At 31.1% G+C, this 26,913-nt stretch carries 27 protein-coding genes and 1 pseudogene; 7 read left to right on the top strand and 21 right to left on the bottom strand.

What is annotated here, in order from left to right; translation table 11 throughout:
* The first annotated feature begins 150 nt into the window (after positions 1 to 150).
* Positions 151 to 1,929 (top strand): ATP-binding protein, encoded by a 1,779-nt coding sequence (locus C8N27_RS00610; RefSeq protein WP_121145762.1) that lies wholly within the window; start codon positions 151 to 153, stop codon positions 1,927 to 1,929.
* A 148-nt stretch (positions 1,930 to 2,077) separates the two neighbouring features.
* Entirely contained in the window at positions 2,078 to 2,620 is a 543-nt protein-coding gene (locus C8N27_RS00615; protein ID WP_121145764.1) for a zinc ribbon domain-containing protein, read from the top strand.
* Positions 2,621 to 2,849: 229 nt separating this feature from the next.
* Here the strand turns inward: C8N27_RS00615 and C8N27_RS00620 are convergent, their stop codons facing one another.
* The 21 genes and pseudogenes from C8N27_RS00620 to C8N27_RS00720 form a co-directional block, all read right to left on the bottom strand.
* The gene (locus tag C8N27_RS00620; protein WP_027885438.1) at positions 2,850 to 3,491 is read right to left on the bottom strand and encodes a DUF6266 family protein; all 642 of its coding nucleotides are present in this window, start codon (positions 3,489 to 3,491) and stop codon (positions 2,850 to 2,852) included.
* A gap of 88 nt (positions 3,492 to 3,579) precedes the next feature.
* A complete protein-coding gene (locus C8N27_RS00625; protein WP_099215426.1) occupies positions 3,580 to 4,053 on the bottom strand; it encodes a DUF6943 family protein in 474 nt (157 codons plus the stop codon).
* Between the two features lie 246 nt (positions 4,054 to 4,299).
* Positions 4,300 to 4,455: pseudogene (locus C8N27_RS16185) on the bottom strand (helix-turn-helix domain-containing protein); the annotation flags it as partial.
* 1,008 nt (positions 4,456 to 5,463) lie between these two features.
* On the bottom strand, positions 5,464 to 6,711 hold the full coding sequence (locus tag C8N27_RS00635; RefSeq protein WP_121145766.1) for a S41 family peptidase: 1,248 nt from the start codon (positions 6,709 to 6,711) through the stop codon (positions 5,464 to 5,466).
* Positions 6,712 to 6,715: 4 nt separating this feature from the next.
* Complete coding sequence (locus C8N27_RS00640) at positions 6,716 to 7,843, bottom strand: serine hydrolase domain-containing protein (protein WP_099215428.1); 1,128 nt, start codon at positions 7,841 to 7,843, stop codon at positions 6,716 to 6,718.
* Between the two features lie 50 nt (positions 7,844 to 7,893).
* Complete coding sequence (locus C8N27_RS00645) at positions 7,894 to 8,499, bottom strand: hypothetical protein (RefSeq protein ID WP_121145768.1); 606 nt, start codon at positions 8,497 to 8,499, stop codon at positions 7,894 to 7,896.
* Positions 8,500 to 8,530: 31 nt separating this feature from the next.
* The gene (locus tag C8N27_RS00650) at positions 8,531 to 9,175 is read right to left on the bottom strand and encodes a hypothetical protein (RefSeq protein WP_099215422.1); all 645 of its coding nucleotides are present in this window, start codon (positions 9,173 to 9,175) and stop codon (positions 8,531 to 8,533) included.
* A gap of 120 nt (positions 9,176 to 9,295) precedes the next feature.
* On the bottom strand, positions 9,296 to 10,270 hold the full coding sequence (locus C8N27_RS00655; RefSeq protein WP_099215421.1) for an alpha/beta fold hydrolase: 975 nt from the start codon (positions 10,268 to 10,270) through the stop codon (positions 9,296 to 9,298).
* A 178-nt stretch (positions 10,271 to 10,448) separates the two neighbouring features.
* Positions 10,449 to 11,066 (bottom strand): CatB-related O-acetyltransferase, encoded by a 618-nt coding sequence (locus tag C8N27_RS00660; protein WP_099215420.1) that lies wholly within the window; start codon positions 11,064 to 11,066, stop codon positions 10,449 to 10,451.
* Between the two features lie 11 nt (positions 11,067 to 11,077).
* Entirely contained in the window at positions 11,078 to 11,446 is a 369-nt protein-coding gene (locus C8N27_RS00665; protein ID WP_141554042.1) for a hypothetical protein, read from the bottom strand.
* A gap of 18 nt (positions 11,447 to 11,464) precedes the next feature.
* Positions 11,465 to 12,325, bottom strand: coding sequence for an SDR family oxidoreductase (locus tag C8N27_RS00670; RefSeq protein WP_099215418.1), 861 nt, complete (start codon positions 12,323 to 12,325; stop codon positions 11,465 to 11,467).
* Positions 12,326 to 12,348: 23 nt separating this feature from the next.
* Positions 12,349 to 13,428, bottom strand: coding sequence for a serine hydrolase domain-containing protein (locus C8N27_RS00675; RefSeq protein WP_121145770.1), 1,080 nt, complete (start codon positions 13,426 to 13,428; stop codon positions 12,349 to 12,351).
* 105 nt (positions 13,429 to 13,533) lie between these two features.
* A complete protein-coding gene (locus C8N27_RS00680; RefSeq protein ID WP_121145772.1) occupies positions 13,534 to 15,306 on the bottom strand; it encodes a tetratricopeptide repeat protein in 1,773 nt (590 codons plus the stop codon).
* Positions 15,307 to 15,319: 13 nt separating this feature from the next.
* A complete protein-coding gene (locus C8N27_RS00685) occupies positions 15,320 to 17,383 on the bottom strand; it encodes a Piwi domain-containing protein (protein WP_099215415.1) in 2,064 nt (687 codons plus the stop codon).
* Positions 17,384 to 17,403: 20 nt separating this feature from the next.
* Positions 17,404 to 17,697, bottom strand: coding sequence for a helix-turn-helix domain-containing protein (locus C8N27_RS00690; RefSeq protein WP_099215414.1), 294 nt, complete (start codon positions 17,695 to 17,697; stop codon positions 17,404 to 17,406).
* Positions 17,698 to 17,851: 154 nt separating this feature from the next.
* On the bottom strand, positions 17,852 to 19,591 hold the full coding sequence (locus tag C8N27_RS00695; protein WP_121145774.1) for a DUF3987 domain-containing protein: 1,740 nt from the start codon (positions 19,589 to 19,591) through the stop codon (positions 17,852 to 17,854).
* Positions 19,588 to 20,496: a BT4734/BF3469 family protein gene (locus tag C8N27_RS00700; RefSeq protein ID WP_099215412.1), complete on the bottom strand. Its 909-nt coding sequence runs from the start codon at positions 20,494 to 20,496 to the stop codon at positions 19,588 to 19,590. Before C8N27_RS00700 ends, C8N27_RS00695 begins: the two co-directional genes overlap by 4 nt.
* The gene (locus C8N27_RS00705; RefSeq protein ID WP_237270836.1) at positions 20,483 to 20,755 is read right to left on the bottom strand and encodes a helix-turn-helix domain-containing protein; all 273 of its coding nucleotides are present in this window, start codon (positions 20,753 to 20,755) and stop codon (positions 20,483 to 20,485) included. The genes C8N27_RS00700 and C8N27_RS00705 overlap by 14 nt, the downstream gene beginning before the upstream one ends.
* Positions 20,756 to 20,781: 26 nt before the next feature.
* Positions 20,782 to 21,078 carry a helix-turn-helix domain-containing protein gene (locus C8N27_RS00710; RefSeq protein ID WP_099215410.1) on the bottom strand — a complete coding sequence of 99 codons (297 nt, stop codon included), beginning with the start codon at positions 21,076 to 21,078 and terminating at the stop codon, positions 20,782 to 20,784.
* A 211-nt stretch (positions 21,079 to 21,289) separates the two neighbouring features.
* Positions 21,290 to 22,294 (bottom strand): DUF6617 family protein, encoded by a 1,005-nt coding sequence (locus tag C8N27_RS00715; RefSeq protein WP_099215409.1) that lies wholly within the window; start codon positions 22,292 to 22,294, stop codon positions 21,290 to 21,292.
* Complete coding sequence (locus C8N27_RS00720) at positions 22,287 to 23,399, bottom strand: site-specific integrase (protein WP_121145777.1); 1,113 nt, start codon at positions 23,397 to 23,399, stop codon at positions 22,287 to 22,289. Before C8N27_RS00720 ends, C8N27_RS00715 begins: the two co-directional genes overlap by 8 nt.
* Positions 23,400 to 23,686: 287 nt before the next feature.
* Here C8N27_RS00720 and C8N27_RS00725 point away from each other — a divergent pair, with 287 nt between their 5' ends.
* The 5 genes from C8N27_RS00725 (at position 23,687) to C8N27_RS00745 (ending at position 26,911) form a co-directional block, all read left to right on the top strand.
* Positions 23,687 to 24,100, top strand: a complete 414-nt coding sequence (locus tag C8N27_RS00725) for an ester cyclase (RefSeq protein WP_099215344.1) — start codon at positions 23,687 to 23,689, stop codon at positions 24,098 to 24,100.
* A gap of 1 nt (position 24,101) precedes the next feature.
* Positions 24,102 to 24,440: a GIY-YIG nuclease family protein gene (locus tag C8N27_RS00730; protein WP_099215343.1), complete on the top strand. Its 339-nt coding sequence runs from the start codon at positions 24,102 to 24,104 to the stop codon at positions 24,438 to 24,440.
* 155 nt (positions 24,441 to 24,595) lie between these two features.
* Positions 24,596 to 25,909, top strand: coding sequence for an APC family permease (locus tag C8N27_RS00735; RefSeq protein WP_121145779.1), 1,314 nt, complete (start codon positions 24,596 to 24,598; stop codon positions 25,907 to 25,909).
* A gap of 125 nt (positions 25,910 to 26,034) precedes the next feature.
* Complete coding sequence (locus C8N27_RS00740) at positions 26,035 to 26,457, top strand: VOC family protein (RefSeq protein ID WP_121145781.1); 423 nt, start codon at positions 26,035 to 26,037, stop codon at positions 26,455 to 26,457.
* Between the two features lie 148 nt (positions 26,458 to 26,605).
* Positions 26,606 to 26,911 carry an ArsR/SmtB family transcription factor gene (locus C8N27_RS00745; RefSeq protein ID WP_121145783.1) on the top strand — a complete coding sequence of 102 codons (306 nt, stop codon included), beginning with the start codon at positions 26,606 to 26,608 and terminating at the stop codon, positions 26,909 to 26,911.
* Positions 26,912 to 26,913: the final 2 nt, after the last annotated feature.

The following is a 26,913-nucleotide window of genomic DNA, read 5'->3' on the forward strand; positions in this document are numbered from 1 at the left end:
TTATGGGATTCCGTAAGAAAATTAAATTATTATTATTAAGTTCGTAGGAATATAAACAAACATAAAATACAATCATAAACCTACCAAAATGGTTGTATAACGATGTATTATACATCTATATAAACAAGTTGGCGGTAATTAAAAAAACACATGAGTCTTAAAGTAAATATTAGTCAAAAACATAAATCAGTTGAACCACCATGTTCGTTTGAGTTACCTGTATTCTCTGTTTTAACGGGTAAGAATGGAAGTGGTAAAACTCATCTGTTGGAAGCTATGGCAAACAAGCAAAAATCTACAGTAGAAGTTAATGGCTCAACAACACAAAATATAAGGTATATTCCATTCAACGGTTTAAATCCTAAAATCCAAGAAAATTGTGACCCAAATACTATTTCTCAACATATCAAAGATGTTTGGACAAGATTTACCGGCCATTTGCAAAATGCAAAAAGAAGAAATAGAAATAACATAGGTGAAATTAACCGTCTTTTTAATGATGTTAATGCCACCAACTTTTTGAACAAAACAATCAAGGACAGCGGAAAGAATTATGAGGAATTAACAGAGGACGATTTTGCTGATAGTTTTGATATTTCATTTATGGGGCAAAATGATTTTTTCACTGCTCAATTCGCTTTAATTTTTAAAAATTACCACAAAAGACAAGAAGAAAATAATATAAACGAATATTATCAATCAAAAGGTAAACCAATTACTAAACCTGTTTTGACAGAAGAGGAGTTTATAAAGAAATATGGTGAGCCACCTTGGGATTTTGTGAATAAAATTTTAGATGAAACTACGATTCCATATCAAGTAAACAATCCATTAAACGATAGACTTGATTCAAGTTTTACATTCAAATTAAAAGATAAAGTTCATGGATTTGAAATAAGTTCAGCTGATTTATCTACAGGTGAAAAGGTCTTAATGTCTTTGGCTTTAGCGATTTATAACACAGGTGGCGATTTAGGAAAACCAGATGTTCTACTAATTGATGAACCTGATGCTGGTTTACATCCTTCTATGTCAAAAATGATGGTAAGAATTCTTAAGGAAAATATTGTAGAGCAAAATAAAATTCCTACCGTAATATCTACTCATTCACCAACTACTGTAATTTCCAGTGAAGGTTTGTCAATATATCAGCTTATTAGAGGGAATAATAGTCCTACTAAAATACCAGTTCAAGAAGCAGTCGAAATTCTTTCGTCAGATATACCATTCTTGAGAATATCAACTGAAAAAAGAAGACAGGTGTTCGTTGAAAGTAAATATGACGTAACCTATTATGAACTTTTAATGAATATTTATGGACGTCTAGTTTCCTTTGCTTCTGAACCTATATTCATTCCTGCTCGTACTTCTAATGGTTCAAATTGCACAGATGTTATTGAAGTGGTGAAAAATTTATACTCAAACGGTAATGACCAAATTTATGGGATAATTGATTGGGATTTATCTAATACTTCCGCTGACCGAATAATAGTATTAGGTAAAAATGATAGATATGCTATCGAAAATTACTTATTAGACCCACTTCTTATGGGATTATTGACTATCCGTGAAAACAAAATTCCAATTACTGATTTCACAGGATTAAGCATTTCGACATATTCACAGGTGATAAGTTTAACTCAATCTGATGCTCAAATTATAATTGATAAAGTTTTGAATGATTTAAATCTACAATCTGCTAATAGAATTAAGTATAAGACATTTAATGGATGGGAATTGGAAATAACAAAAGAGTTTAATCAACATCAAGGTCACGATTTAGAAACTTTATATAAATCAAAATTTCCGTTTTTAAACTCTTATCAAAGAGAAGACGCATTAAAAAAGGATGTCATTGAAAAAGTAATTAATGACCATCCAAACTATGCACCTATTGAATTGAGTGACATTATAATGAAAATAAAATAACTACCGCCAACAACGTATATAAAAAATAGCGGTTCTTGTGCCTAAACGAAAGATAAATAATAAAATAAAGGTCAGTAATAAACCGATAAGTTAGTGCATAAAAACCCGCTACTTTTCATATACAAGACCGTTAGCAAAAATTAGATAAATGAGCATAAATATTCCTGATAAAATATACAAACTATTAGTTCTAATTGGATTAATAATAGCTGGATACTCAACAATCTCTATCACTAATTTATACTCGGACTATTCTTTAAGAATATCAGAATTAAGTAGCGAAGAAATATCTACAAAAGGTAAATTACTATCAGATGTTTATGACAACATAAAACTCCGTCTTTCTATTTCTTCAGTAGTTGGAACAATAATTTTCTTTGCTGGTTTAATAGGATGGTATAGGGATAAAAAACACATAAAACAAACCGATAGAACTTATGAATCATGTCAAAGTTGTGGTAAAACTTTTTCAAGTATAAGAAATTATGGAACAAACAAAGACGGTACGCACAATCTTGGGCTTTGTATTGAATGTTATGACAATGGAGAATTTACCAATCCGAACCTAAAACTGACTGATTTAATTGAAGAAGCATATGATAAGGGCTATGAAGATAAAAACACTTGGGTTTATGAAAAACTTGAAAAAAGATTAAAGGGTTTAGATAGATGGAAGTCGCATGAATATTAACAACGTTTGCTAACAAGGTGTATAATTAATTGCGGCTGAATTTCCTCTGCGAAAATTAAAAAACCCTTATTTATAAGGGGTTTTAGTTAAAAAGGCAACAATAAGGCAACAAATATTTGATTATAAGAACTAATCAAAGGAAAGAAATAATAGATAAAATTAAGAACTTATTAAACGATAAAAATAAAACCGTTCGTGTAGAACGGTTTTATAATTTAAACATCAACCGTTAATTAGCTGTTCCAGAGCCTAAATAAACGCTGTTTGAGACGATACTACCATCAGCAGTAATAAATGCCATAAAAAGCTCAACAGTATCACCTGCATAGGTACTTGGAATTGTAATGATTTGAGATCCTACAGTTCTATCAGCACCATCAAGAATATACATTGATTCTTTTTTACTTGGATTGTAAACTAAAATCATTGCTTTATCAGTTGCATTTGCATTACCTTCAGCAGAGTTATCATCCCAAGTAAATTCTACTTGTCCCGCAGTTGCTAAATCTGTTGCAGGGTTCAATGCTCCAGATAGATTACCTCTACTTAATAAAGCTAAAGAATAATCTACAGTAAAGTTTGGTGCAGCTCCTGTAATCGCATTATTCAATACATAAGACATTGCTGCATTAAACTCTGTTTTTTGCACAGCATAAGATTTATACCCTTTCTTAATAAAACCTAAATTCGGTTGAAGATACTCCAAAGTAACAGTAAACTTGTTTCTTTGGTTAACTTGTCCTTCTGTTCGTGGATTTGCCACATTTGAAGGCTTAATTCTCAAATAGTCAATACCTTTCCAAGAAGCACCAACTACGTTTCCTACTTTACCTGATACACCGCCCAGGATTCCTTGTGAAATAACACCCATTGTATATAAAATTTAAAATTAATACTTGTTCGAAGTTGGTACGGACTTGGTACGGTCTTTAACCAACACAAGTAATTTATGGCGAATACTATGCTAATAGATTGATTTGGTTTTTGTTGCCCTTTGTTGCCCGATTTTGCTTTTTAGAAAATAGATTTTGTATGTATGACACCTTTAAATCTGCCATTTTTGAAATTACTTTTTGAAGTTGAGCTTCTTTTTTACAAATTGCTGACACTATATTAATATGCTTTTGTAACTCAAATTCATCATTTAACAACGAGGTGTAACTATTATTTAAGGTGTTTCTACAATCATCTATTGAGATAAACGGAATAACACTCCCTTTTAAATAATAAGCATAAAAACCGCCTATTTGCAACATCATTGATAAATGGTAAAGGGTTTGTTTATCTTCCTCGGTTGATGTAGATACAACAAAACAATTAGGACAAGGATTTATTAAAGGCTTTCCGCTGTTTTGCCCTTTGTTCAGGATAAAAAAATGAGGTTGCGAGTAGATTCTTCCGATTTGGTGTGTTTTCAGTTCAAAAGTTGACATAGCTATCCAATTTAAAATTGCTTCGCTACGCTTCGCACCATTATTTTTTTAAAAGAAAAACAATAAAAAAAGAAAGCCTAATACTCTTGTGGCGTGGATAAGGCTGTCAAGGTTTTTGGATAAAAGTTTTTTTAGATTAATTGTTTAATGATTGTGAAAAATGCTTTTGAAAAAAGTTTTATTCAAAACCCGTAGGGCTTGACCTTTATAGCCTTGCGCGTTGGCTGTGGTAGCCACATATATTTGCTACCTTTTTTTATTTATTGACTGTTCTTCTAAAACATCTAAAATATCTTGTTTTTTGTATAAGATTCTGTTGCCCATACGAATTGGGTTTAAAATACCGTGTTTATTCCAAGAGTGTATTGTTACCAAACTGATTCTTAAATATTCGGCGACTTCTTGTCTTGTTAGTTATTCATCATTTTTTGATTTTGATAGTTCTTTATTGTAATCTTCAATTTTAACAATAATTTATCTGCTACCTTATCCGCTAATTCATCAACTGTGACTTCTGTAATTTGGATTGTTTTTGTAATCATATTGAAATGTATTTAATTTATTGAACAACACTTTTTGGGGCATAAACTCTTAAAAAAATAGGTTTTTGATAAGTTGTGCGATGGATGAAGCGATTGTATAGGTAGCGTTTTAAATAGTTGTTTGATATAACAGCATTTAAACAAGCTACTTATACAGGACTATAAGTCAATAGCTTTCTGTTTTTTTGAGGAACGAGAAAAAGCAATATGCTATGGCGTATTACTAAATTTTATTAACCTATTTTTTTATAACCGCTGACTTGGGTGGTGGGGAAAAGTGGACTATTATATTTGTTAACGAAATGAAACAAACAAAGACTTGAGGAAAGGAATACTTGGACTTAACGATAGTTTTGTGCAGCTTGAATGAGATAACGAATATTATTAACAATTAACGTAAACCTTAAAATGTACAGATGTTTTATGTTAGTTCAAAATGTTGTTATATGTTCGGATGTGAGCATTGGAATAGCGGATATTTTACATAATACCAGTTATAGCTACAAAATGCATTTACACTGCGTTAGCAAACCTTTGAAAAGTGCCGTTTGCTACTATAACTTGTATTATGTAAACATAGCTTTGGGTAGTTTTTGGTGTGCGCATTGGCAACAGCTCTTTGCTTTTTTGTTATACTAATAAAAAGCATTAGCCAATTAAACAAAATAAGCAATGTGCTGTGTGAGGGTTGGCAATCAAAAACTACAAGCGCGTTGGATAGCGGAACAAAACAAAAGACAGAGGATTTTGAGCTTTAACAAGGCTCAAGCTAAGGCAAGCGAAAAAACTGGGTTTTGTTTTGTGGGGACTAATTTAGCTTTATCCAATAGGAATAATAAATAAAATTCATACCACATTAAAACAATTACTACAGATTTTTTATTAAGGTTTGTAGAATATTATCATTCCCCATTATAATATCAGACCAGTTGTAAAATAATTTTATATTTGGCTGAAGTGCAGCATTTAGTTGATCTGATAGACGAAATATCCTTTTGGAATAAGTAATTACTAATTTTGAATTAGGTAAAGTAAAACTATCCATATCTTGATAACCATTTGGGTTAGATCCTGTAGGTTCACCAACAATTTTAGCATTTAACAATTGTTTGAACAACGCTGCATTACTTGTTGCAGCCGAAAAGGTTTTGTTACTTGTTAATACAAAAACACCATTTTTCCAATCTATTGAATCTGCAAGGTTTAGTGCATACGCAAGAACAACACCAACATATAAGTCACCTCCTCCATTATTGCGCATATCAATAAGAACTTGTTTAATTTCGTTTTTAGCAATATAGTTCACCAATGTTTCACCAAAAACTTGCATTTTTTCAAAGGTTGGATAGCTTTCAAAATTGATATATAAGGCTTCGGTATTTTTAATCGGTGTAAACCATAAATAAGGAAAACTAGGATTGTTTGGCTTTGTAATTTCTGCAACGCCTGTTGTTAAATGAATAAAATCTGATGCTTTGTTTGATGCGTTTTTATCTACTGCTTTAAGTGTTACTTTTATTTCTTGTTTTTTATCGTCTAGAAAGGTAAATACGGCTTTGTGCTCTTTTTTAGTTATATGAAGTGCATATAGTAATTCGGATATATTCAAATATTCCCCAGTTCTTACTTTTTGAGAATATTGGTTTTCTACAAATTGTGCAACTTCCGACACTTTTGCTGAAACCTCATCAATGGGAATATCATCTATGGCTGTTAATGATAATTTTAATAAGTTACTATGTTTGCTGCTTACTTTTACCACACGCCATTTACCATCAATAAAATTAACTTCAATAGGGAAACGATGCAAAGGCATATTTCGCAATGATACAGAAGTATGACCATCATTAATACGCCTTGTTAAACGCATTAATTTTAAAATGATTTCAAAATCACTTAATGACTCAACATTGTTGTAAATCTTTTGCCACTCATTTGTAAAATCATCTTTAGTAATTGAATGGTAAATATCTATATGTTTTTGTGTTAAAGATGTTTTATAAATTTCAAGATCATCTTTCCAATTAATTTTGTCTGATGATTGTGCGAATAATGTATTAAACACCGAAACAACAAAAATTGATAAACAAATTATTCCTGTTTGAAATGAGTTCATATAACTAGTTGTTTTCTATTATTTTAAGTATGCTATATACCAAATTAAGTGTATTTTTTGAAACCTCTAATTGATTTAAAGACCCTGTAATGTAGGTGTCTAACTGAGTACAATACCATAAAAATGACGCTGTACTTCCTGTGTGACCAATTAGTTGTAAGTTTGAATCTGTATCGTATAGGGTATTAAAAGATAGCTTTCGTATGCCAAATCCGTACTCCATTCCTAGGGTTTCATTAGTCCAATGTTGCATTTCTAAGCGAGTTTCATTTTTTACAATTTCATCTTCATTAAACGCTTTTAAAAAACGTATTAAATCTTGGGTAGTTGACACCAAACCGCCACCACCCCAATCTGCGCTTAAACTTTGAATTGATGACAGCTCCAAATCACCAACATAGAACTCTGCCACAGGTAATTTATTCTTAAGAGGTTTAGATTTTAAATTGACATAAGATCCATCCATCCCTAAAGGTTGAAAAATATGTTTCTTTAAAAACGCATCGTATGATAGACCGCTTACTTTTTCTATAATCAAAGCTAAAAGCACATACTCCGTATCTGTATAATGATAACCTTTTCCAGGATTGAAATGAGGCTTCATTTTTTCTTTAGTAAACTCAATCATTTCTTTAGGTAACCAAATCTTATTGGTATCTGCCAATAATTGATTGATAATATTTGGGCTACCATCAATAGTATCATCAGTAAAATAGTCAGGTAACCCAGAAGTATGTTGTAATAAATGAGTTATAGTAATCGCTTTTGAAAACTCTTTACCATCTATAACGTGAAGATTATACGTCAATGAATCTGGTAAGTATTTTGCGATGCTATCTTCAAAATTTAATTTCTTTTGATCTTTTAAAATACCTATGGCTGTTGCTGTTAACATCTTGGTGACACTGGCGGTATAAAAAGGACTCTGTATAGAAATAGAATCTTCTTTGCTTTTAGCCAATTGTATGTCTATTCCTCGAGTTTCAGAATACACATGCATCAAACCACTTTTTATGTTCTCGTTTTGTAGTTCATCTTTCAATAATAGCGCAATTTCCTTCCTAATGTCTTGCTGACCAAAAGCACCTATTGAGATAAAAATTAATAGACCAAGTATTTTACTTTGTTTCATAATCATTTAATTATTATAGTCTTAACATTTCTATAAAGTTAATTTTATTTTTAAAACCAACTGAAACCTAAACCTATATTGAATGTTACCGCATCTCTATGAACATCTCCATCTAAAAAGGTTCTACCCATTACTATTTTGGATTGCACATTCAACGCAAAGTTTTTCTTTTTGTAAAACTCATATCCTGTACTTGCCATTACTGCACACCCAAAATTCCAATCGTCATTAACATTATCTTTAATGTCGTAAAGTGCGGGTGAATCTATAGCTAAACCTATACCTCCGTGAATCCACCAACGGTCTTTTACCCAATATTGAACTGAGGGAATAAAACCGCCAAAATGTCTGTCATTATCCTGAAATTCGTATATATTTCCTGGCATAGATAACGTTACTGCCAACTTATCGTTGAGCATATAGCCAAATTTTAATTCAGGAAAACTGATGGCTCCTTGAGATTTATCAAAGGTTTGAATGCCTTGGCTGTCTTCTACACCAATTATACCACCACCTAGACTAAATTCAAAGATAAAACCTTCTCGTTTTGAAGTTTCTTCAATAATCGAATTGCTTTGTGCAAACCCTACTATTGATGTTAGCATTAATGCCATAAAGGCTATTTTTAATCGGATTTGTGTCTTAATTGTTTTCATAATTGTTCGTTTTTTGATTGATTTAATTTTTTTAAAATTTAAAACCTATATAAAGGTTGGGTTCAAAAAGGAAATAGTTTTTCCATTTATTATCTAATTGTTTAAATGCATCAGGTGTATTGGTGTCAAAAACCCAAATTTGAGAATGAACCTGAGGCTCAATAAAAAATCTTTTATTCTTACCAAATGCAAAATGATAACCAAGATGGAATGAATTGTAAAGTTTAAAACCGTTTGCTATTTTTTTGTTATCTAAATCTAAATAGGTTTTGTATTGCGGTAATACTTCTACTGAAGCAAACAGTCCTTTCCAAAGCATACGTTGATAAGATACTCCAATTCCCGTTTCACGTAGATAACCAGGATAAAATTCAGTTTCAGTATCTATTTTATCAAGAAGGCCATCCCACCATTGAATACCCATTGGTTGAAACAAACGCCAAGTGGCTAACTTAATTCCAACAATATTTTTAGCGTCTAATTCTTTTTTTATATGCAATTCATAATGTTGCGTATTGGTTCTTTCACCACCTTTACCAATATTGCCTAAAATAATGGCTGGAAAGCTGACTCTGTATTTAAAATCAGAATCCTTATTTTTTAAAGTTTCGTTGTTACTTTGTGCAAAAACATTTAGTGTACAAAGTGTTAAGCAGATGAATACTAGTTTTTTCATTTTGATGTGTTTTAATTGTTCGTTTTTTGATTTATAATTTGATGTTGCAAAGATTCATTGAATTTTAAGGGCAATCGTTTTGAATTATAATTTGATACCTTTTTACTTATAGTTTAATATTTAATTGTAATTTCCTTTAAGTAGAACTTTAAGAATTAGCTCTTGCATAGTATTGGATGCTTCCATTGGTATTTGATGACCTACATCTTTAAACCTATAAATTTCCTTTTCTTTAGATTTTATACTCTTAAAGAACTTTTTGGATAACTTATAATAAGCTGTATAGTCTTTATCTCCATAAAAAATAATCGTTCTACATTGTAGTAAAGGTTTATTTTTTAGTTGGTTTATCTCATAAAGTTGGCTATATAATAAACCCCATTGAGTGTACCATTGTTCAAAAAACGCTAAGTATTGGCTAAAGGCATTATCACTAATTGGTTGTCCTTGAAACTCAGATAGCCATTTGAATTGAATGGCCATATCTTGTGCGTTATGATATGGTATATTTATAGCTTTTAACTGCTTGACCGCTTCTTGGTTTTTAATTTTTCTGAAGTGTCTAATTAGGGTTTTATTCTGAATTTTTTGACTTGACAAAAGACTTATAATAGGGCTTATGGCAACCAATGTCGAAATCTTGTTAGGTTGTGTTTCTGATAAATGAAAAGCTAATGAAGTACCCCAAGAATTTGCCACTAAAATAATTTGTTGACGATGAAACGTATTTAAAATATAAGCGAGCAACTCTTCAGCATCAGATTGCATTAATGCTAATGTTGGACTTTCTTTTAAGCCATTTTGCTTTAAGGTTTTCCCTGCACCTCTTTGATCCCAGTGAATCACTAAAAAATCCTGTTCTAATGATGCTGTTATTTTTTCACTATGAGCAGATGCTGCTGCTCCTGGACCACCGTGTAAATACAATACTATTGGTTTATCCTTTATACCTTTAAGACTAATGTATTGGTCTATACCTCCAATCTTTACAAAGTACGATGTGTCTATTTTTTGATGAACGTTTTCTGTATTTTGTGCATTCATTTTATAGATAAACACACTTATAATTATTAAGATATTTGTTTTAAAATTCATTTTTAATTGTTTTTAATTTATTGGGACAAAGGTGCTTTGAAAAATAGTTTCCATCGTTTTAGATTATAATGTAGTACCTATTGAGAGCTATATCTATTTTTCACAAACAGAACAAAACGGCATAAAAAAGGCTTAACATTTTAGAGTTAAGCCTTTTATTAATTCTTAGGGTATTATTTTAAAGCAACGCTTCAGGATAAGATGTAAGTTTTTCTATGTTTTTAGTAATTTTTTCAATATCCCAATCCCACCATTTTAACTGTAATAGTTTTGAAATGGCAGCTTCAGAAAAACGTTTTTTTATAGGTTTCGCAGGATTACCTCCAACAATGGTGTAAGGTGCTACGTCTTTTGTAACCACCGCTTTTGTTGCTATTATTGCTCCATCACCAATGTGAACACCAGGCATAATGGTAGCATCGTGACCAATCCATACATCATTACCAATTATGGTATCACCTTTGGTTGGGTAGGTTTTACCTTCCATAGCATCTTGCCACGCACCACCAAAAATGGCAAATGGATAAGCAGATGTGGCTTTTGTTAAGTGATTACCACCATTCATAATAAATGTTGCATCTGAAGCAATCATACAAAACTTACCTATGATTAGTTTGTCTCCTATAAAATCAAAATGATATTTTACGTTTTTCTCAAAGTTTGACACCTCTTCAAAATCATCATAATACGTATAGTCTCCCACTATAATATTCGGATTTTTAATAAGATTCTTTAAAAAACAAAGTTTTTTATAATTGGGTAACGGAAATAGTGTGTTTGGGTTGGGTGCTTTCATAGAGTCTTCATTTATTTTGATGATTTATAAAATACTATAGCTAAATATAAGGTTACGATAGCCTGATATTTTTCAATTATGGTTTCTGCTAAAAGATTACCAATGGTGTTTAATATAAAAAAAACTGCAAAAACTAATAGTATTCTTTTTATGGTTTTAGCTGTAAAAATTGGTTTTACCAGTCTGCTTTTCATAGAAAGAATTGTACCTATAAACAGCATTATAGTTAATGCTACACCTTCTAAAATATACATTTCGTTAACTGACTTTATTTTACCACCCCAAACTAAATTGTATGGAATGATTTGAAATAAAACCAACACGTGAAATATACAGTAGAAAACAATAATAATTAGGGCGATTCTTTGATATAATTTCATTTTGATATTTTACTATACTTAAATCGTTTTAACTTCTTGAATATAAAAATCCTTTAAATGCCGCTCTCCGTAAGTTGGTGCTATATTATCCTCTGCCATAAGCGTTAAGAAAAACTCAATTGGCCCATAGGTTTTTACACTGGTAAAGGTTCTCAAACTCCAAATAGTTAGTTTTCGCATCCAATCTGGTAAATGAATGATTTTTATGGGTTTGTTCAATGCATTTAAAGCTAATTCACTAATTTCATTAAGACTTAACACATCTGGACCTCCTATAGTTAACTCTTTACTGGTTTCCTCTAAATTGACTACAATAAATGTTGCCAAATCTTTACCGTGAATTGGGTTAAATTTTTGATGACCCAATCCAAACAAATACACACGACCAGATTTAGCCATTTGCAAAAAATCTTTCATATCAGAGAAAAAACCGTTAGGTCTTACTATGGTATAGTTTAGTCCTGAAGATTTTAAGGCATCTACAAACTTTTCCTTGGCTTCAAAAATTTTTAAATTCCGATAGTTATTTCCATTGATTGCCGAAACGTAAACAAAATGCCTTACACCTGCTTTTTTAGCTTCTTCGAGTAAATTCACATTTGCTTGATAATCGACATCCATATAGGTAAGTCCATCTTTTTGCCTTGTTATACCTACTGTAGATATTACGGTGTCTATACCTTTACAAATATCCCGTAAGGTTTCGGGTTTTGTTACTTCAGCTTGTTTAACCTCTAAAAAATTTTCGTTATCATTTTTTAGTTTATTTGGATTTCGTACAATGGCAAGAACTTGATTTTGATTTTCAATTAAGGCGTTTAATACATAAGACCCTAAGTAACCTGTAGCACCTGCTAATAATATGTTGGTATGCTTCATTACTATATAAGTTTACTATGATTTTAATTAAACTCATTTGTTAATAATTGCTCAATAATGGTATTGCGTTGCATACCTGTATCGTCTTGTTGATTGCTTAATAGTACAATTGTAGCATCAAATTCCGGAATAAAACCAATCATACTCCAATAGCCATTAATATCTCCACCGTGCCAAAACATTGTAGTATTTCCTTCTTGAGTGGTGAACCAGCCTAAACCAAAATCAGTATAGCCACTTGGTACGTTTTGGGTAAATATTTCGGTTTTTTCATCATTTGTAAACCAATTGTTTTTTACTGTATTAACCCAAGTTTCCATATCTTTTGGTGTACTACTAAAGTCTCCAGCACCAAAAGCAATTGTCATTGGATAGGTGCTATTTGTATTACCATTTAAATAGCCTTGAGCGTGTGTATTTTCATCAATTACATCAGTACCTTTAAATGTATTGGACATTGCAAGGGGATTACATATTTTTTGTTGCATATAGTCGTGGTAAGACATTTGAGATACTTCTTGAATTAATAAAGCAGCAATAAGAAAGTTTGAGTTGCTGTATTGTTTACTTGAACCTGGTGTAAAATCGAGACCATTTTCAGTAACTAATTCTTTAATTACTTCATATATATCTTCTTCATCCAAAGTTTCCCCTTGATTGTAAGCCTCCTCTATGATAAGTTGATAATTTGGAATACCCGATTGATGCGATAATAATTGCGCAATACTGATTTGACTACCGTTTGGAAATTCAGGGTCAAATTCATCTAAAGTTTGATTAAAACTATCGATTAAGCCATCACGTTTTAATTGGACAATGCCAGCTGCTGTTAATGTTTTGCTCACTGAACCGATGCGATAAGCGAGGTTGTAATCTTGTGCCAAAGCTGTGGTTTGATTTGCTATTCCAAATCCTTGTCTCACTAAATCGTTTCCGTTTTTAGTTACAATGGCATACCCCTGAAAATTAATTTCAGTTAGTAAATTTTCAACGGTTGTGTAATTGTTTGATGGTGTGTTGTTGTCATCATCTTTTGAACAAGATGTAAAAAGCATTAAAGTTGTTACTATAAATGCTACTAAAGTTTTGTGTAAAGTTGTCATAACTGTTCGTTTTTTGATTATTAATTAAATGATAATGCAAAGATTCATCAGATAACTAAAGCAATCGTTCTGAATTATAATTTGAAACGAACTGAATACGATTTGCTACGAATTGGCTTTTAACCAAGCCTTAGGGGTAATACCCTCTATTTTTTTGAAGTATGTGTTAAAGACACTTTTAGAATTAAAACCACTATCATAAGCCAATCCAAGAATAGTGAGGTGTGAATTTTTAGGGTTTAAGGCTATGGTTTTAAAATGATTTAAACGGTATGAATTGACAAAGTCATTGAAATTAACATCAAATGCTTGGTTAATTAAATAGGACATTTTATTTGTATTTAACCCTAAAACATCTGCTACAAATTTTAATGTTAATTGCGGATTTAAATACGGCTCGTCTTCCTTAAAATAAGAAAGTAATTCTTCTTTTAAACTAACTATTTGTTGTTTATCCAAAAGAATTAAGTGTGATTGTTCTTGCTCTATTTGAAGGGGTTTAACATCCTTTAAAACTAAATTTGACTGATGCAATTCAGAAAATCCATTAAAATTATGTAACTGATTCAAAAAAGGTTCTTGCCTAAAGTTTATAACTTGACCTCGTCTTAGGCTTATCATTTCTTTTAAGCGAGAAAAACCAAGCTCTTTATGGTTTGAATTACATAAAATAAATATATCATAAGGAACCAACATTGTTAATTCATTACCTCCTTTAGACCATTTTGAAATAACATCATTTGTTATTTCTTTATTCTTTTTATTAATGAGGTTAAACAATAGGTTTTTTTCTTCAATTAATGAGGTATTCTGAATAAACGAGTTAAACTGCTCACTGTCATTTAGCCATATTAAACAGAAACATTTTAAGTGATGAGCTAATTCTAACTGCGGGTTCAACGTTAACGCATAGTCTATTGTCTTTAGTGCTTTTTCAAATTGACGTTGATAGTAGTATATATGAGCTAAGGTATAATGATTGTTAGCCGAAAGCGGATCTACCTCTAATAATTTGGTCGCATATTGTAAAGCTTCATCAAAAAAACCAAGAGCAATATATAATTCCGCCATCGCTTCTAAACCATCTATGTGATTTGGGTTTATCTCTAATACTTTATTTATATGTAGGTAAGCATTTTTAAAATCCCATTCTTCCCAGAAAAACTTCCCAACAAAAGATAAAGGGTATTCAGGCAAAGTAGTATCAATTTCTTTGGCTATCAACAAATTAGTAATTGCCAAGTCCATCGCTTCTTGATAGGGCATATAGCCCCACATTGCCAATAAGCCATAACATTGCAAATTGGCATAGTATGCTTTTGCATAATTGGTATCGAGTGCAATGGCTTGGTTGTAAAATGTAATAGCTTCTTTTATGCTTTCTGGTGTCCATTTTAATTGTAATGAACGTCCTTTTAAAAACAATTGATAAGCATCAATATTGTTTGTGGGTTGTTTAATGAGATGCTCTTGTAATTCAAAATGCCCAAAATTGTTTCTGACCTCGTCTGCTATGGCTAAACTAATTTCGTCTTCTAATTCAAAAATGTCAATTAGTCCTCTATCGTATTTTTTAGACCAATAATGTATTCCGTCAACAACATCTATTAACTGCGCTGTTATTCTAACCTTATCTTGTGCTTTTTTTATACTCCCTTCAAGAATTGTATTTACACTTAATTGCTTGCCAATTTCCCTGATATCAATATCCTTTCCTTTAAAGGCAAAAGATGAGGTTCTTGCAATTACTTTTAAGCCTTTTACTTTTGTGAGTGCATTAATAATCTCTTCCGTAATTCCATCGCAAAAATATTCGTTATCAATATCACTGCTCATATTGACAAAAGGAAGGACTGCTATGGATTGTTTATTATTCATTAAAAATTCAAATTTATAAAAACCATAGTGTTTCTTGACCGAAAGGTGGTATTTCCTTGCTATTAAAACGAGGTGCTATTTCTGCCACCATTTCAGGGTATTTTATAGTTATAGGTACATTTTGTTGTCTTAATGATTTCCAATACAGTCTACTAAATTGATATACTTGTTCAATTAGTTTTCTAATCATTTTACTATCATTTAAAGCCTCTGGTGTTGGGCTTGAAATTTTAAGTTTTATAGGAAATGAATAACTTGAATTACTTGGATATTTTACAGTATTGTTATACCTCAAATTATTAAAGAGTAAATATTTATATACACCTTTGGGACCAATATTTATATATGTACCACTCATTGGAATTAACTCACCATTCCAATTTTGGTCAAAAGCTATTATATCTTCTGATTTTGTTTTATTGATATTTAGAACAAATAGAGGACAAGGCAATTTAAGTTTATCCATCATTTCCAATACAGGTTGTATTTCCTCATCCTTCATATCCTTATAAAAGTGAATAACTATTTTTTCAGGTGTTTTGTTTGTTGGAACATATTGCCATATTGCTTCACTAATTGCACCTGCTAATCCCTTTGTATCTGATTTACTGAAATAATGAAATTCATTAAACCTTCCATTATTTTTAAAACTGAATGCACTTGCTACATATCGTATATTTTCTTCGGTATTTTTAAATGCACCTACACCTATAACTAATTCATTTTTAGGTTTGACATTTAATTGCCAAGGTGTACCATCTAATTTTGCTAATAAGGCTAATGAAATGTTTGTTAAATCATATATGAACTTATGTTGATTTCTTCTAAATCTATCAAACTCTATTACTTGAGATATAATTCTTTTATATAAAAGCTGCTCTTTAACCTTGTAATACACTAACTTTTTTTCAAGATTGGGTTCGTGCTTGTTAAAAGGACTTAAATAAATAGCAACATAATTAATATTAGGGTCAGATTTAAAATCTTTTATACCCTTTGCAATTTGAGGTAATGGATTTTCTAAATCATCAAATACTATATTAACATTATTATCGAAATGTGCTAAAACACCTGCATAAATGTTTAAACCTTTATACCAACTTGTACCATCTTCCAATAATTTTTGCAATGTTTCAACTTCTTTAGTATAACTTGTATGATGTATAAAGAAGAAATGCACATTATCTAACTGACAAGGATTTAAAGGCTTTAGATTCTTAAAATCAATTTTGGGATTTCTACCGACACCATTTTGAAACACTAAATCATTGCTTTCATCAGTAACTTCACCAATTCGATTTATTTCTACAGGTAAGTAATCGTCATTATTAACAGGGATAACTTTCTTAAATTCTTCACTCAAAATGAAATGTTGAATAAACTTATCGATTTTGTGTTTATAACTTATATATTTATTGGAATCATCTTTAGGTTCTGGTTGAATATTAAAAGCTGTTCGTAAATCGTTATTCAAAATGGCAAAAGCCTTTGTGTTATCATCAATAAATTCCTTTTCCTTATGATATTTTAATAACCTCATTTTATATACAACTTTATTAAGATTTGTTGTTGAGGTATGTTTTATAATTTCAGAAATAGGTTTTTTAAACACTTTGGCCATACCATCATAAGAAATAACTAACTCACCATATTCACTAACCTCTTTAATTTGTACTTTGACAGTAAACTTATAATACTGTGCAAAACTTTTATTTTGATATGATCTATTACCTATCCAAATTTGATTATCATTCACAAAGTTTTGACCAACAAGTTTTTTTATGCTTTTAAAGATTTTTTTGATTCGCCAATTATAGTAATGCTTTATTAAGTCGGTTGGTTGTTCTTTTAGATTGAGTTTTAAAGGCAAATAACCTTCCTTTTCATAAATAAATGATGTGTAGATAAAATCAGGATTTTCTTCTTTTATACCAGGAAACAAATCTTCTATATTGGTTGGAAACTTTGTTTTATACAACTTTTGAGCATTACCAATTTTCTCTTTACTTAAATAAAAAGTTATTGGTTTGTCTGGTAAATCAAATGTTATGATATTAAAATAAAGTTCCTGACTCATAAGACTTGGGTTTATTAATTCTACTTCTTGCTCAATCTATTAATTTTTTGTTCTACAATTTTGAGGATTTCCGTAATATTTTTTTCTTCTTTTAACATAAAGACAATTTTATCTGCTAACCAATATTGAAGTAATTCGCTTTTGTTTTGCTTTAATGCTTTAGCTAATGCTTCAACTTGTTCTTTACGAGCTATACGAGTACCACGTTCAATTTTACTTAAAAGTGCAGTATCAATATTCATTTGAGAAGCAACTTCTCTTAACAATAATTGCTTTTCTTCTCGTATTTCTCTGATGTATTCTCCAAACGTCATTTTGGGGATATTTTGACTTGTCAATATTTGTCTAATGTAAGAAAAAGAAAATAAGAACTAACAAAAAGATATTAACAATTATGAACAGGAAATGAGGAAGTTAAGGATTTGAGGATATAAAGTATTTTTATAAATCCTCGTTTCCTTAAAATCCTTATTGTGCTTTTGTGGGATTTGTATAATTGTTATGTGCTTCCCTATGTATTAGACCAACATCCACAAATTTTGTAATATAGCCTTCTGCTGTTTTATGAGGTATCTTGTTTTTGTCGGCTATATTTAGGTAATCTTGTCTTGAAAACTGATAAGGTAAGGCTTCTAAAAAACGCTCTTTACGATTGGCTCTTTTTACTTCTTTTTGTTCGATAGGTAAATCGTTAAACACCTTACTACTGTGCTTTACTAATACGCTTATCATTTCCAATGTATTTTCAAAATCTATATCCTCACAATATCTTACTTGGTTTACATCACCATCTTCCATAATGCGAAATACAGAAAACAACATTATAATTCTGAATGCTATTAACCCCAAACGTCTAACAGTTGCTATATAGTCATCGGGTTGAAGATTGAGGTATTTGGTTTGAAGCTTCTCAAAAAACACATTAAACTTTTGTTGTTGCTCTGTTGTTAGCCTTACTTCAATATCAGGATTGTTTTTTAGGGTTTTGTATAACCCAAAAAATTCTTTTCCTAATTGGTCGTAATATTCATCTAAACCATTGGTTGTATCCGTTTGAAAAACGTTCTTCCAAGTAGGTTTGATATTCATATAATAAAACATAAATCGACTAAACAGCCCATTTTCAGCACTTGGAACCAATGCTTGAATTTGTTTTGGTGTACCAGATAACACCGTTGACAAACAAGGTCTTTCAATATCTATATACTCTCTATCGGTTCTACGATAGTAACTAATGGTTTCGTGATGAAATGCTTTACGAAAACCATCGGAATAATTACCGTAATCACTTTTAAAAGCTTGTGCTAATGTATCTCCTTCTGTTTCAAAAATTAATCCTCTACCTTCATTATCAGATATTAATTGATATACACCTGTCACACTATTGTTAGCCGGAATAAACAACATTCTTTCAGGTGGTTTACTCGGTTTTTCCATAGTTTCACTTTTGCCCTTATTCATATTATAAGTAGCCATTTCAACCTGATGCTGTTGTTTTAGTATTTTGGATTGTTCACGTTGTTGTTTGTGAACGGGATTTACCAAATTTTTAATTTGGTTTAATCTCCCTTTTCCTGCTGAAGCTGGTGCTGTAACAAATAAATACAAGTTGCTAAACACTTTACGTTGGTCGTACACACCAAACAATTTTGGGAAACAAGCACTAAATGCTGTTAATGCACCCAACAACAAAATATCACGTTCTTCATTACTGCTTGATGGTTCTACCACTTGTTGCAAAAATGTGGGGATGTTGTTGTAAACTGTTGTTGGTATTGTTGGCAACGGTTGTTTTTCTTCCTCTGGCTGTTGCAATACTTCAACAACTTGTTGCTGATGTTTTGGTTTAATACCAACTTGATGCAAATGGTGGTATAAGGTTGCTATACTTATACCGTGTCCTTTTGCTTGTAAGCATTTATTATACTGTTCGTCGCATTCTTTATAGTCGTAACCTGAATAATTTTTGCTAATTCTATGGTAGTAATCACGTCCAGCTTCACCGTATTCCTCTGAAATAGCAAAACCAATATCACGCCACTTTTCATAAGTATCAGTAATATCGATACCTGATTGTTCTAAAGCGTTGATATATGTTTCAATATCATTTACAACAATTGTTGTTGGATTGTTGTTGATTGGTTTTTTAGGTACTTCTTTTTGTTCTGGAACAGCTAACCAATCTTTCGGGTTGAATATCTTTGTCATATCATTTGATGTCTTTTATGTAGGTATGCCAATGGATCGTGGGATAAAAAACACGCTCTGGAAATGTCTTTACCCGATTGGTCAACCTCAATGTTATATGTATGTTTTATGTAATTGGCCACCGCAATAAAATATTCGTTGTGTGGCACTTTAGATACATCGATTCTAATTATCCATTTTAAGCCTTCCCCTGAAGGTGACGTAAACAACAATTCGGTATCAAAATATTCATCTTTTAATAATTGTTGTTTTAGTTCTTCAAGATTCTGCAAATGGTCAAAATCGATTGTTAATAGTGATGAATGCTCAATTAAGCTATCATCATTTCGTTTAGAAAACACACCTGAAAATGTTACATAATCAAAATGATTTGCTTTAAATTTCCGTGCTTCTTTAGGGTCTTTAATCGCTCTAAATTGCTCTGTGATACTTTTATACTTATCGCCTGTAATACGCTCAAATACTTGATGTAATCTTACTTTTTCAGTTGGAAAAACATTTCTAATTGGTGCTTTATAAAAACTGCTGTAAGCATACCAAGTATCATCAGGTGCATCTAACCAGGATAATTCATCTTCTTTTTTAACTTCAAAATTTAGATGCAGTTCCTCATTAATTTTAAGTAACAAATCTTCTTCATTAATGATTTTAAAATGATAGGATGCAAAATCGAATACATCACCTTTAAAATGGGTTAATTCTGTATCGTAATGCACCGCCTTATTGTCTACAACATTAATTTGTAATGTTGATTTACCACCGTTAAAAGGGTTACGGGTTAACCCGCAGTCCCTTCCTTTTAAGGAAAGGACTGTTGATTTAGGATAATACTGCCTTAATACATAAGCGTAAATATTTAACCCGTAATGCGTTTTCTTTAAGATGCTTTCTTTACTTATTTCCATCGCATTTAAAATTTGGGTTATAATAATTGCTTTGTAATAGTTCCTCTATATCAGATACTTTGTAATAAAATTTACCTTGTATCTTACTATATGGAATCGTGCCATTTGAACGGAATGTTTGCAATGTGCGTTGGCTAATATGTAGCGTTTGCATTACGTCCTGATTGTCAATCCACGTATCTTTTAAGCGTTCTGCTCTCGTAGCTCTTATTAATTCGATACGTGCTTTTATGTCCTTAATCTCTTGTGAGAGTGCCAAGAGTAAATCGATGATTTCAGTCATAACTAAATCCTTCCTTTTTTGATTAAGTAATTAGCTGCCTGTTGCTCGATTTCATCTTGGGAATCCATACGGTTACGAAGTAACCATTGGTCTAACTCCTGACGTTGGAAATAGATTTTTTTTCCATTCGGTTTATAGTGTGGAATGGCTCCCGTACTTGTAAGTTTATACAAGTGCGATTGTGATAGTTCTAAATACTTGCAAGTTTCATTGAAGTTCAATACTTGCTTTTGCAACGTTTGTTGCTCTATTAACAACTTTTCGATGCTTTCTAAACGTTCAATTATTTTAACGTCCATCTTATTATAAATTTTAATTTAAAAATGGACTTCTGCGCAAAAGTCATCCTTGATTGTCAAGGACATAACAAATATTGAAAAAGGTGTTTGGTATAACAGAAAAGAGAAAAAATGGTATTATTAAACCATTGTAAAACAATATCTTACACCGTTTTTGGTATTATCTATTTGGTATTAAGTAGAGAAAATACCACTTTTAAAAAGTGAAGTTTTATTTGATTTGGTCAAGCCAAAAATTGGCTTCAACTAATTTTTGATAGGCTCTTTTTTCAGCACCTAAAAAATTTCGATACTCTTTGTTAGCATCACTACCTGGTCCATAACGATGAGCAAAAAATTTATGAATATGTTTAGGCACTATTTTCTTGGGTGGTTTATTATCAAAAAATAACCTTTCAGTAAAGTATTTAGTTTCTGTGAGCTTTACCATAAAAGCTGCAAGTAACTTTTTGTTACCTCGCTTTTTGATGTAATTATACTTATCATCAATGATACCTTTTTCATTTAAAGTTTCTTCTAATTGGGAAAACTGTCTTTGCTTGGTTTTCTCTATTAGCACGTTATATGATAAGACTTCGCTATTTTCTTCTCTAAAATCACCTTGTATAGCGTTGAAAATTGAACTTTGCTTTATTGGTTTTCTAACAGTTTTTATTTCTGCACCGGAATAGGATTTTACAATTAACTCTTGAGGTGGTTCTTCATTAAAAAATACTTCGTGCAGTTCTTCTATTGTATAAATTTCAGCATCACTTAATTCTGAAAATCGTTCTTGAAGTTCCATAAAAAGCATCATCGCATTTGCTTTTAAAAATGAAATGATATAGGCTTCATCAGATTTATCATTTTGAATTGGCTTTAAAGACAAACTTTCATCAATTACATTATCTGAAATGTATTTTTTAATCTGGGTTAAATAATTTAAAAATTTACGGTGCGCATTATCATATAAAAAAGACAAATGATCAGCTGTTGAGTTTGCATCAAGTATATCATTAATTTGATTAAAATTTTTGATGTACTCGGTTTCAATTAACTTTAAATAGTATTTACGCTTGTTAGAATACGCCTTTTTAAAGTCGATTTCATATTTAGGCGTTGTATTGAGGTATTGCTTTTTAAAGCCTTTTAAAAGCTCTTTAAATTGGTTTTCGGTTCTTTTATCATCAGTAACCTTTTCCACATACAGTAAGTCGATAAATAAGTCTTTAGCCATTTGGGTTAAGGTTTATTCTGTAAGCTGCTTGTTTCTTTTTGTCATCAATTACTTTAGCGTAAATTTGAGTTGTTTTCAAATTCTTATGACCTAACATTTTTGATACTGTATAAATATCAGTACCCAAAGTCAGTTGTAATGTTGCAAAAGAATGACGCGCACAATGGAACGTGATATTCTTCTTAATTTCTGCCTCACCAACCCATTCTTTTAGTAGGTCATAATTTCTCTGAACGTTATTAATATTCTCGAAAACTTTTTGAGTAGGTTCGCCTTTTTCTCCTAACAATTCATATGCTTGTTCGGAAATTGGTAAGGTTTCAGCTCCTTTAGTTTTCTTTTGCTTAAATCTAATAAAATTTCCATAGGTTTCTGAATATTGGATTTCAGACCATTGAAGTTTTGTAATATCTGACCAACGCAAACCTGTAAGGCAGGAAAAAAGAAACGCATTTTTTAATTGTGGATGTCGGCTAACTGTGTTAAAAAGCTTTCTAACTTCTTCTAAAGTTAAAAATTCCATATGTGTATCTTCTTCTTTAAAGTTTTCAACTAAAATAGCAGGATTGTATTGTATTACTTTTTCTTTAACAGCTTGTCGTAATACCGCTAAAAGTTTTTTAAAATATGCTGATTTTGTGTTTTGGCTTAATGGTCTTTTACTTCTGGAAAGTGCTTTTTTGTCTAAATACTCTTTAAAACCTTCTACCCATTCTTCATCTATTCTTTCAAAAGAAATACCTGTTGGGTTATAATCTTTTAAATGTTTTAGTGTGCTATTCCATACACCTAAATTGCCTTTACTTTCTGAACGTCTTTCAATCCATTGTTCTAAATACACGAAAAAATTTCCTTGTTTCTTTTCTTTATTTTCAAAACCATAAATATTATTCTGTACCTCTAAATATCTTTTGGCTCTGATGCTTTCAGCAAGTTGTAAGATTTTCTTGTTTTCTAATTTCTGTGCTTTAGTTAAGGACCCTTTGTCGGGTTCTGGCGTTAAATATAATTTCAAGTACTCGTACTTACGATTTCCGTTTTCGTAATAATCAAGATATAAACTAATTCGTTTCCCTTTTCTACGTTGGCGTAAAGTAACTTTCATTTTCCTTATATTTACTGTGTTAGACTATGCGTTTTATGAGTGTTGTATGGGCAACAATACAGCAACAAATATAAGCAAATAAAGGTAGTTTGGCAACAAAAAAGAATTTGAAAATTTACATAAACTAATGATTAATAGATACATAACAAACAAAGGAAAAATAATTAATTTCCTCTGCGGAAATTCAATCTTATTAATTATCTTTCCGCTACAACGGAAAACTACTCCCGTCATTTTCCCGCAAAAAATCATACACAAATACGTTAGCACCAACTTAAAAAAAGACAATGAACAAAGAATCTTTCCTGCGGGAATTTATGACTGAAATTTGGAATAAAAAGAATTTTGATAAAATTGAGCAATACGTTCATCCAGAATATACAATTCACCTTGACACAACTGACCCTTGGGAGGGAAAAACCTTATCTCATTCTGAATTCATAGAACGGTTGAATTTTTCATTCAACTCATTTCCTGATATGAATTTTGAAATAACATCTGCAATTCCTGAAGAAAATCATGTTGCTATAACTTGGATTTTAACAGGAACAAACCTTGGTATGATTGGAGGATATCCACCAACTAAAAAATCTATAAATACAAAAGGCTTAACAATTTATCATTTTAAAGACAATTTGATTAATGGACATACTCAGGTTTTTGACAGAATAACAGTTATGAAACAATTAGGATTTATGTAATATGAAAACAAAAAAAGAACTTAAAGAAGAATACAAACAAATGAAAATTCCAATGGGAGTTTTTCAAATAAAAAACATTAAAAACAATAAATTTCTGATTGACCATAGTATTGATATGGAATCTAAATGGAACAGACATAAAATGGAACTCAAATTCGGAAACCATAGGAATAGAAGCTTCCAAAAAGAATGGAATGAATATGGAGAAGAAAATTTTGTTTTTGACGTTTTATCCGAACTAAAAAAAAGTGAAGAGGAAAATATTAACTACAATAAAGAATTGAAAACTCTTCAAAATCTGGTAATGGAAGAGTTGAATATTGAAAACATGTATAAATAAAAAGCAAGTGCTAACATCGCATATAATTTATTGCTAGTTCTAACTTGCTTACGAAAATCCTTGCGGATTTTCTATTCGGTTTATATTTGCTAAATTTAATGTTTAAACATGTACCTAACCATATACAATCATGCTGAACGTCACTAGAATAAAAGATGAATAAACTCACACGACAAAGGAATAAGGAGCTTGGATTGGGAGAGTTAATTGCAATTGCCTTGGGCGGAATGGTTGGTGGGGGCATTTTCTCAATTTTAGGTATAGCTACAGAAAATATAGGAAACGCAACACCTTATGCAATCCTGATTGGAGGTGTTCTGGCATTGTGTGCAGCTTATTCTTATGTAAAGCTAGCACTGCTTTATAAAGACGAAGGGGCAACGTATTCATTTTTCAAAAAATCTTTTCCAAATAGTGAGCTTGCTTCATCGGTAATCGGGTGGTTAATTGTTTTTGGATACATCAGCACCTTAGCTTTGTATGCCTTTACGTTTGCATCCTATTTCTGTAGTCAATTTGATACCCTAAATCATCCAATCTGGCAAAAAATAATCGCAGGACTTATTATTACCTTTTTTGCGATAATCAATTTAGTTAGCGTAAAAGGAATGGGCAAATTGGAAGATATATTAGTCTATTCAAAAATTGTCATTTTGTTATTTATATCTGGCTTACTAGCAGGAAAAGGAGATATTCAAAATCTAATTCCTGTATTTGAAAATCAAACCACACTCACTCAAATATTAATTGTATCAGCTATAACTTTTGTAGCCTATGAAGGATTTCAATTGGTTATTCATGCCTATAATGAAATGGATAATCCTCAAAAAAATATTCCAAGAGCTATTTATTCATCAATTGTTATTGCCACTTTGCTTTATGTAATTCTTTCAATCGCTGCATTATCTGCCATTCCAAAAGAAATAATTATTGCAGATAAAGAATACGCCCTTGCTGCTGGTACTAAAACCTATCTGGGGCAATTCGGACAGTTTATCGTAATCTTTGGGGCATTGTTAGCTACTTCAAGTGCCATAAGTGGAACGCTTTTTGGTGCCTCACGCCTAATGGCAGTAATAGCCAATGATGGCTACTTTCCAAAACAATTAGGCCAAAAGATTAAAACTCATATTCCAAACAAAGCTATAATAACAATGAGTGTTTTTGCTTATGTATTATTAGCTACTGGTGGTTTACAGGTTATATTAGAATTTGGAAGTATCACCTTTATTATTGTTTCAATGTTAATGGCTTATACCAATTACAGAAAACGTGTTGAAACAAATTCATCTCTAATAATAACTGCTACTTCATTCCTGGGATTATTACTCGCAGGTTTGCTAATAATATATTTTGAATTCACCGAAAACAAAGAGCAATTTATTTATATAATTATCATTTACATTCTACTTGGAATAGGAGCTTTTTTTTATTCAAAGAAGAAAACGAACGCCCAACAACGTGCATAATTTATTGCTAGTTCTAGTTACCCTGCAAAATCTTCTCGGATTTTCTATTCGGTTTGTATTTGCTAAATTAGTTGCAGAAACACGCAACGAAATCATACACAAATAAGTTGTGTGTAATTTAAGATATGGCAGATAAAGAGCATACCATAGAAATTGAGTTTTTAGACCACGTTGCAATTAGAGTTACCGATTTGGAAGCATCTGCAAGATGGTATGAAAAAGTATTAGGATTAAAGCGATATCAATTACCAGAATGGAGAGACTTCCCTATCTTTTTACTTTCTGGGAAGTCAGGTATTGCATTGTTTCCTGCAAATACAGCTAACACTAAACTTGATTCAAGTTCAAAAAATGTAAAAATTGACCATTTTGCATTTAATGTGACTAATGAAAACTTTGAAAAAGCTAAAAAAAGATATACCGAACTAAATTTGAAATTTACTATTCAAGATCATTATTATTTTGATTCAATATATACTAAAGACCTTGATGGGCATACGGTTGAACTGACTACTATTAAAGTAAGTGAAGAAGATTTTTATAAGTAAAAGCTATACATATATTATCTGCATACTAAGCTTACCGTACAAACAGTACATTTTTTCACAAACATAAAACACTAACACACTAAATAATAGAACATGATAAAAATCATATTTCAATCTAAAAACCAATCGTAAATTTGCGATAAACAATATGAAAAGAACTTTAGAACAAATAGAATATAAAGAGGACACCGAACTTTTAGCAAAATTTGCTAAAGCACTAGGACATCCCACTCGCATTGCAATTTTAAAGCATCTCGAAAATCAATCGTGTTGTTTTACTGGAGATTTGGTTGATGTATTGCCCATTTCTCAATCAACAGTTTCTCAACATTTAAAAGAATTAAAAAATGTAGGTTTAATTCAAGGTGAATTAAAACCCCCAAAAATAAAATATTGTATCAATCGAGAAAACTGGAAAATAGCTAAAACATTATTTCAACAATTTTTTGATTGATA

This window comes from Tenacibaculum discolor (assembly GCF_003664185.1).
GTDB classification, from domain to species: domain Bacteria; phylum Bacteroidota; class Bacteroidia; order Flavobacteriales; family Flavobacteriaceae; genus Polaribacter; species Polaribacter discolor.

What these genes read in the sequence shown, in the direction of transcription:
- C8N27_RS00610 (WP_121145762.1), top strand. Translation starts at nt 151, where the DNA reads ATGAGTCTTAAAGTAAATATTAGTCAAAAACATAAATCAGTTGAACCA.
- C8N27_RS00615 (WP_121145764.1), top strand. Translation starts at nt 2,078, where the DNA reads ATGAGCATAAATATTCCTGATAAAATATACAAACTATTAGTTCTAATT.
- C8N27_RS00620 (WP_027885438.1), bottom strand. Translation starts at nt 3,491, where the DNA reads ATGGGTGTTATTTCACAAGGAATCCTGGGCGGTGTATCAGGTAAAGTA.
- C8N27_RS00625 (WP_099215426.1), bottom strand. Translation starts at nt 4,053, where the DNA reads ATGTCAACTTTTGAACTGAAAACACACCAAATCGGAAGAATCTACTCG.
- C8N27_RS00635 (WP_121145766.1), bottom strand. Translation starts at nt 6,711, where the DNA reads ATGAACTCATTTCAAACAGGAATAATTTGTTTATCAATTTTTGTTGTT.
- C8N27_RS00640 (WP_099215428.1), bottom strand. Translation starts at nt 7,843, where the DNA reads ATGAAACAAAGTAAAATACTTGGTCTATTAATTTTTATCTCAATAGGT.
- C8N27_RS00645 (WP_121145768.1), bottom strand. Translation starts at nt 8,499, where the DNA reads ATGAAAACAATTAAGACACAAATCCGATTAAAAATAGCCTTTATGGCA.
- C8N27_RS00650 (WP_099215422.1), bottom strand. Translation starts at nt 9,175, where the DNA reads ATGAAAAAACTAGTATTCATCTGCTTAACACTTTGTACACTAAATGTT.
- C8N27_RS00655 (WP_099215421.1), bottom strand. Translation starts at nt 10,270, where the DNA reads ATGAATTTTAAAACAAATATCTTAATAATTATAAGTGTGTTTATCTAT.
- C8N27_RS00660 (WP_099215420.1), bottom strand. Translation starts at nt 11,066, where the DNA reads ATGAAAGCACCCAACCCAAACACACTATTTCCGTTACCCAATTATAAA.
- C8N27_RS00665 (WP_141554042.1), bottom strand. Translation starts at nt 11,446, where the DNA reads ATGAAATTATATCAAAGAATCGCCCTAATTATTATTGTTTTCTACTGT.
- C8N27_RS00670 (WP_099215418.1), bottom strand. Translation starts at nt 12,325, where the DNA reads ATGAAGCATACCAACATATTATTAGCAGGTGCTACAGGTTACTTAGGG.
- C8N27_RS00675 (WP_121145770.1), bottom strand. Translation starts at nt 13,428, where the DNA reads ATGACAACTTTACACAAAACTTTAGTAGCATTTATAGTAACAACTTTA.
- C8N27_RS00680 (WP_121145772.1), bottom strand. Translation starts at nt 15,306, where the DNA reads ATGAATAATAAACAATCCATAGCAGTCCTTCCTTTTGTCAATATGAGC.
- C8N27_RS00685 (WP_099215415.1), bottom strand. Translation starts at nt 17,383, where the DNA reads ATGAGTCAGGAACTTTATTTTAATATCATAACATTTGATTTACCAGAC.
- C8N27_RS00690 (WP_099215414.1), bottom strand. Translation starts at nt 17,697, where the DNA reads ATGACGTTTGGAGAATACATCAGAGAAATACGAGAAGAAAAGCAATTA.
- C8N27_RS00695 (WP_121145774.1), bottom strand. Translation starts at nt 19,591, where the DNA reads ATGACAAAGATATTCAACCCGAAAGATTGGTTAGCTGTTCCAGAACAA.
- C8N27_RS00700 (WP_099215412.1), bottom strand. Translation starts at nt 20,496, where the DNA reads ATGGAAATAAGTAAAGAAAGCATCTTAAAGAAAACGCATTACGGGTTA.
- C8N27_RS00710 (WP_099215410.1), bottom strand. Translation starts at nt 21,078, where the DNA reads ATGGACGTTAAAATAATTGAACGTTTAGAAAGCATCGAAAAGTTGTTA.
- C8N27_RS00715 (WP_099215409.1), bottom strand. Translation starts at nt 22,294, where the DNA reads ATGGCTAAAGACTTATTTATCGACTTACTGTATGTGGAAAAGGTTACT.
- C8N27_RS00720 (WP_121145777.1), bottom strand. Translation starts at nt 23,399, where the DNA reads ATGAAAGTTACTTTACGCCAACGTAGAAAAGGGAAACGAATTAGTTTA.
- C8N27_RS00725 (WP_099215344.1), top strand. Translation starts at nt 23,687, where the DNA reads ATGAACAAAGAATCTTTCCTGCGGGAATTTATGACTGAAATTTGGAAT.
- C8N27_RS00730 (WP_099215343.1), top strand. Translation starts at nt 24,102, where the DNA reads ATGAAAACAAAAAAAGAACTTAAAGAAGAATACAAACAAATGAAAATT.
- C8N27_RS00735 (WP_121145779.1), top strand. Translation starts at nt 24,596, where the DNA reads ATGAATAAACTCACACGACAAAGGAATAAGGAGCTTGGATTGGGAGAG.
- C8N27_RS00740 (WP_121145781.1), top strand. Translation starts at nt 26,035, where the DNA reads ATGGCAGATAAAGAGCATACCATAGAAATTGAGTTTTTAGACCACGTT.
- C8N27_RS00745 (WP_121145783.1), top strand. Translation starts at nt 26,606, where the DNA reads ATGAAAAGAACTTTAGAACAAATAGAATATAAAGAGGACACCGAACTT.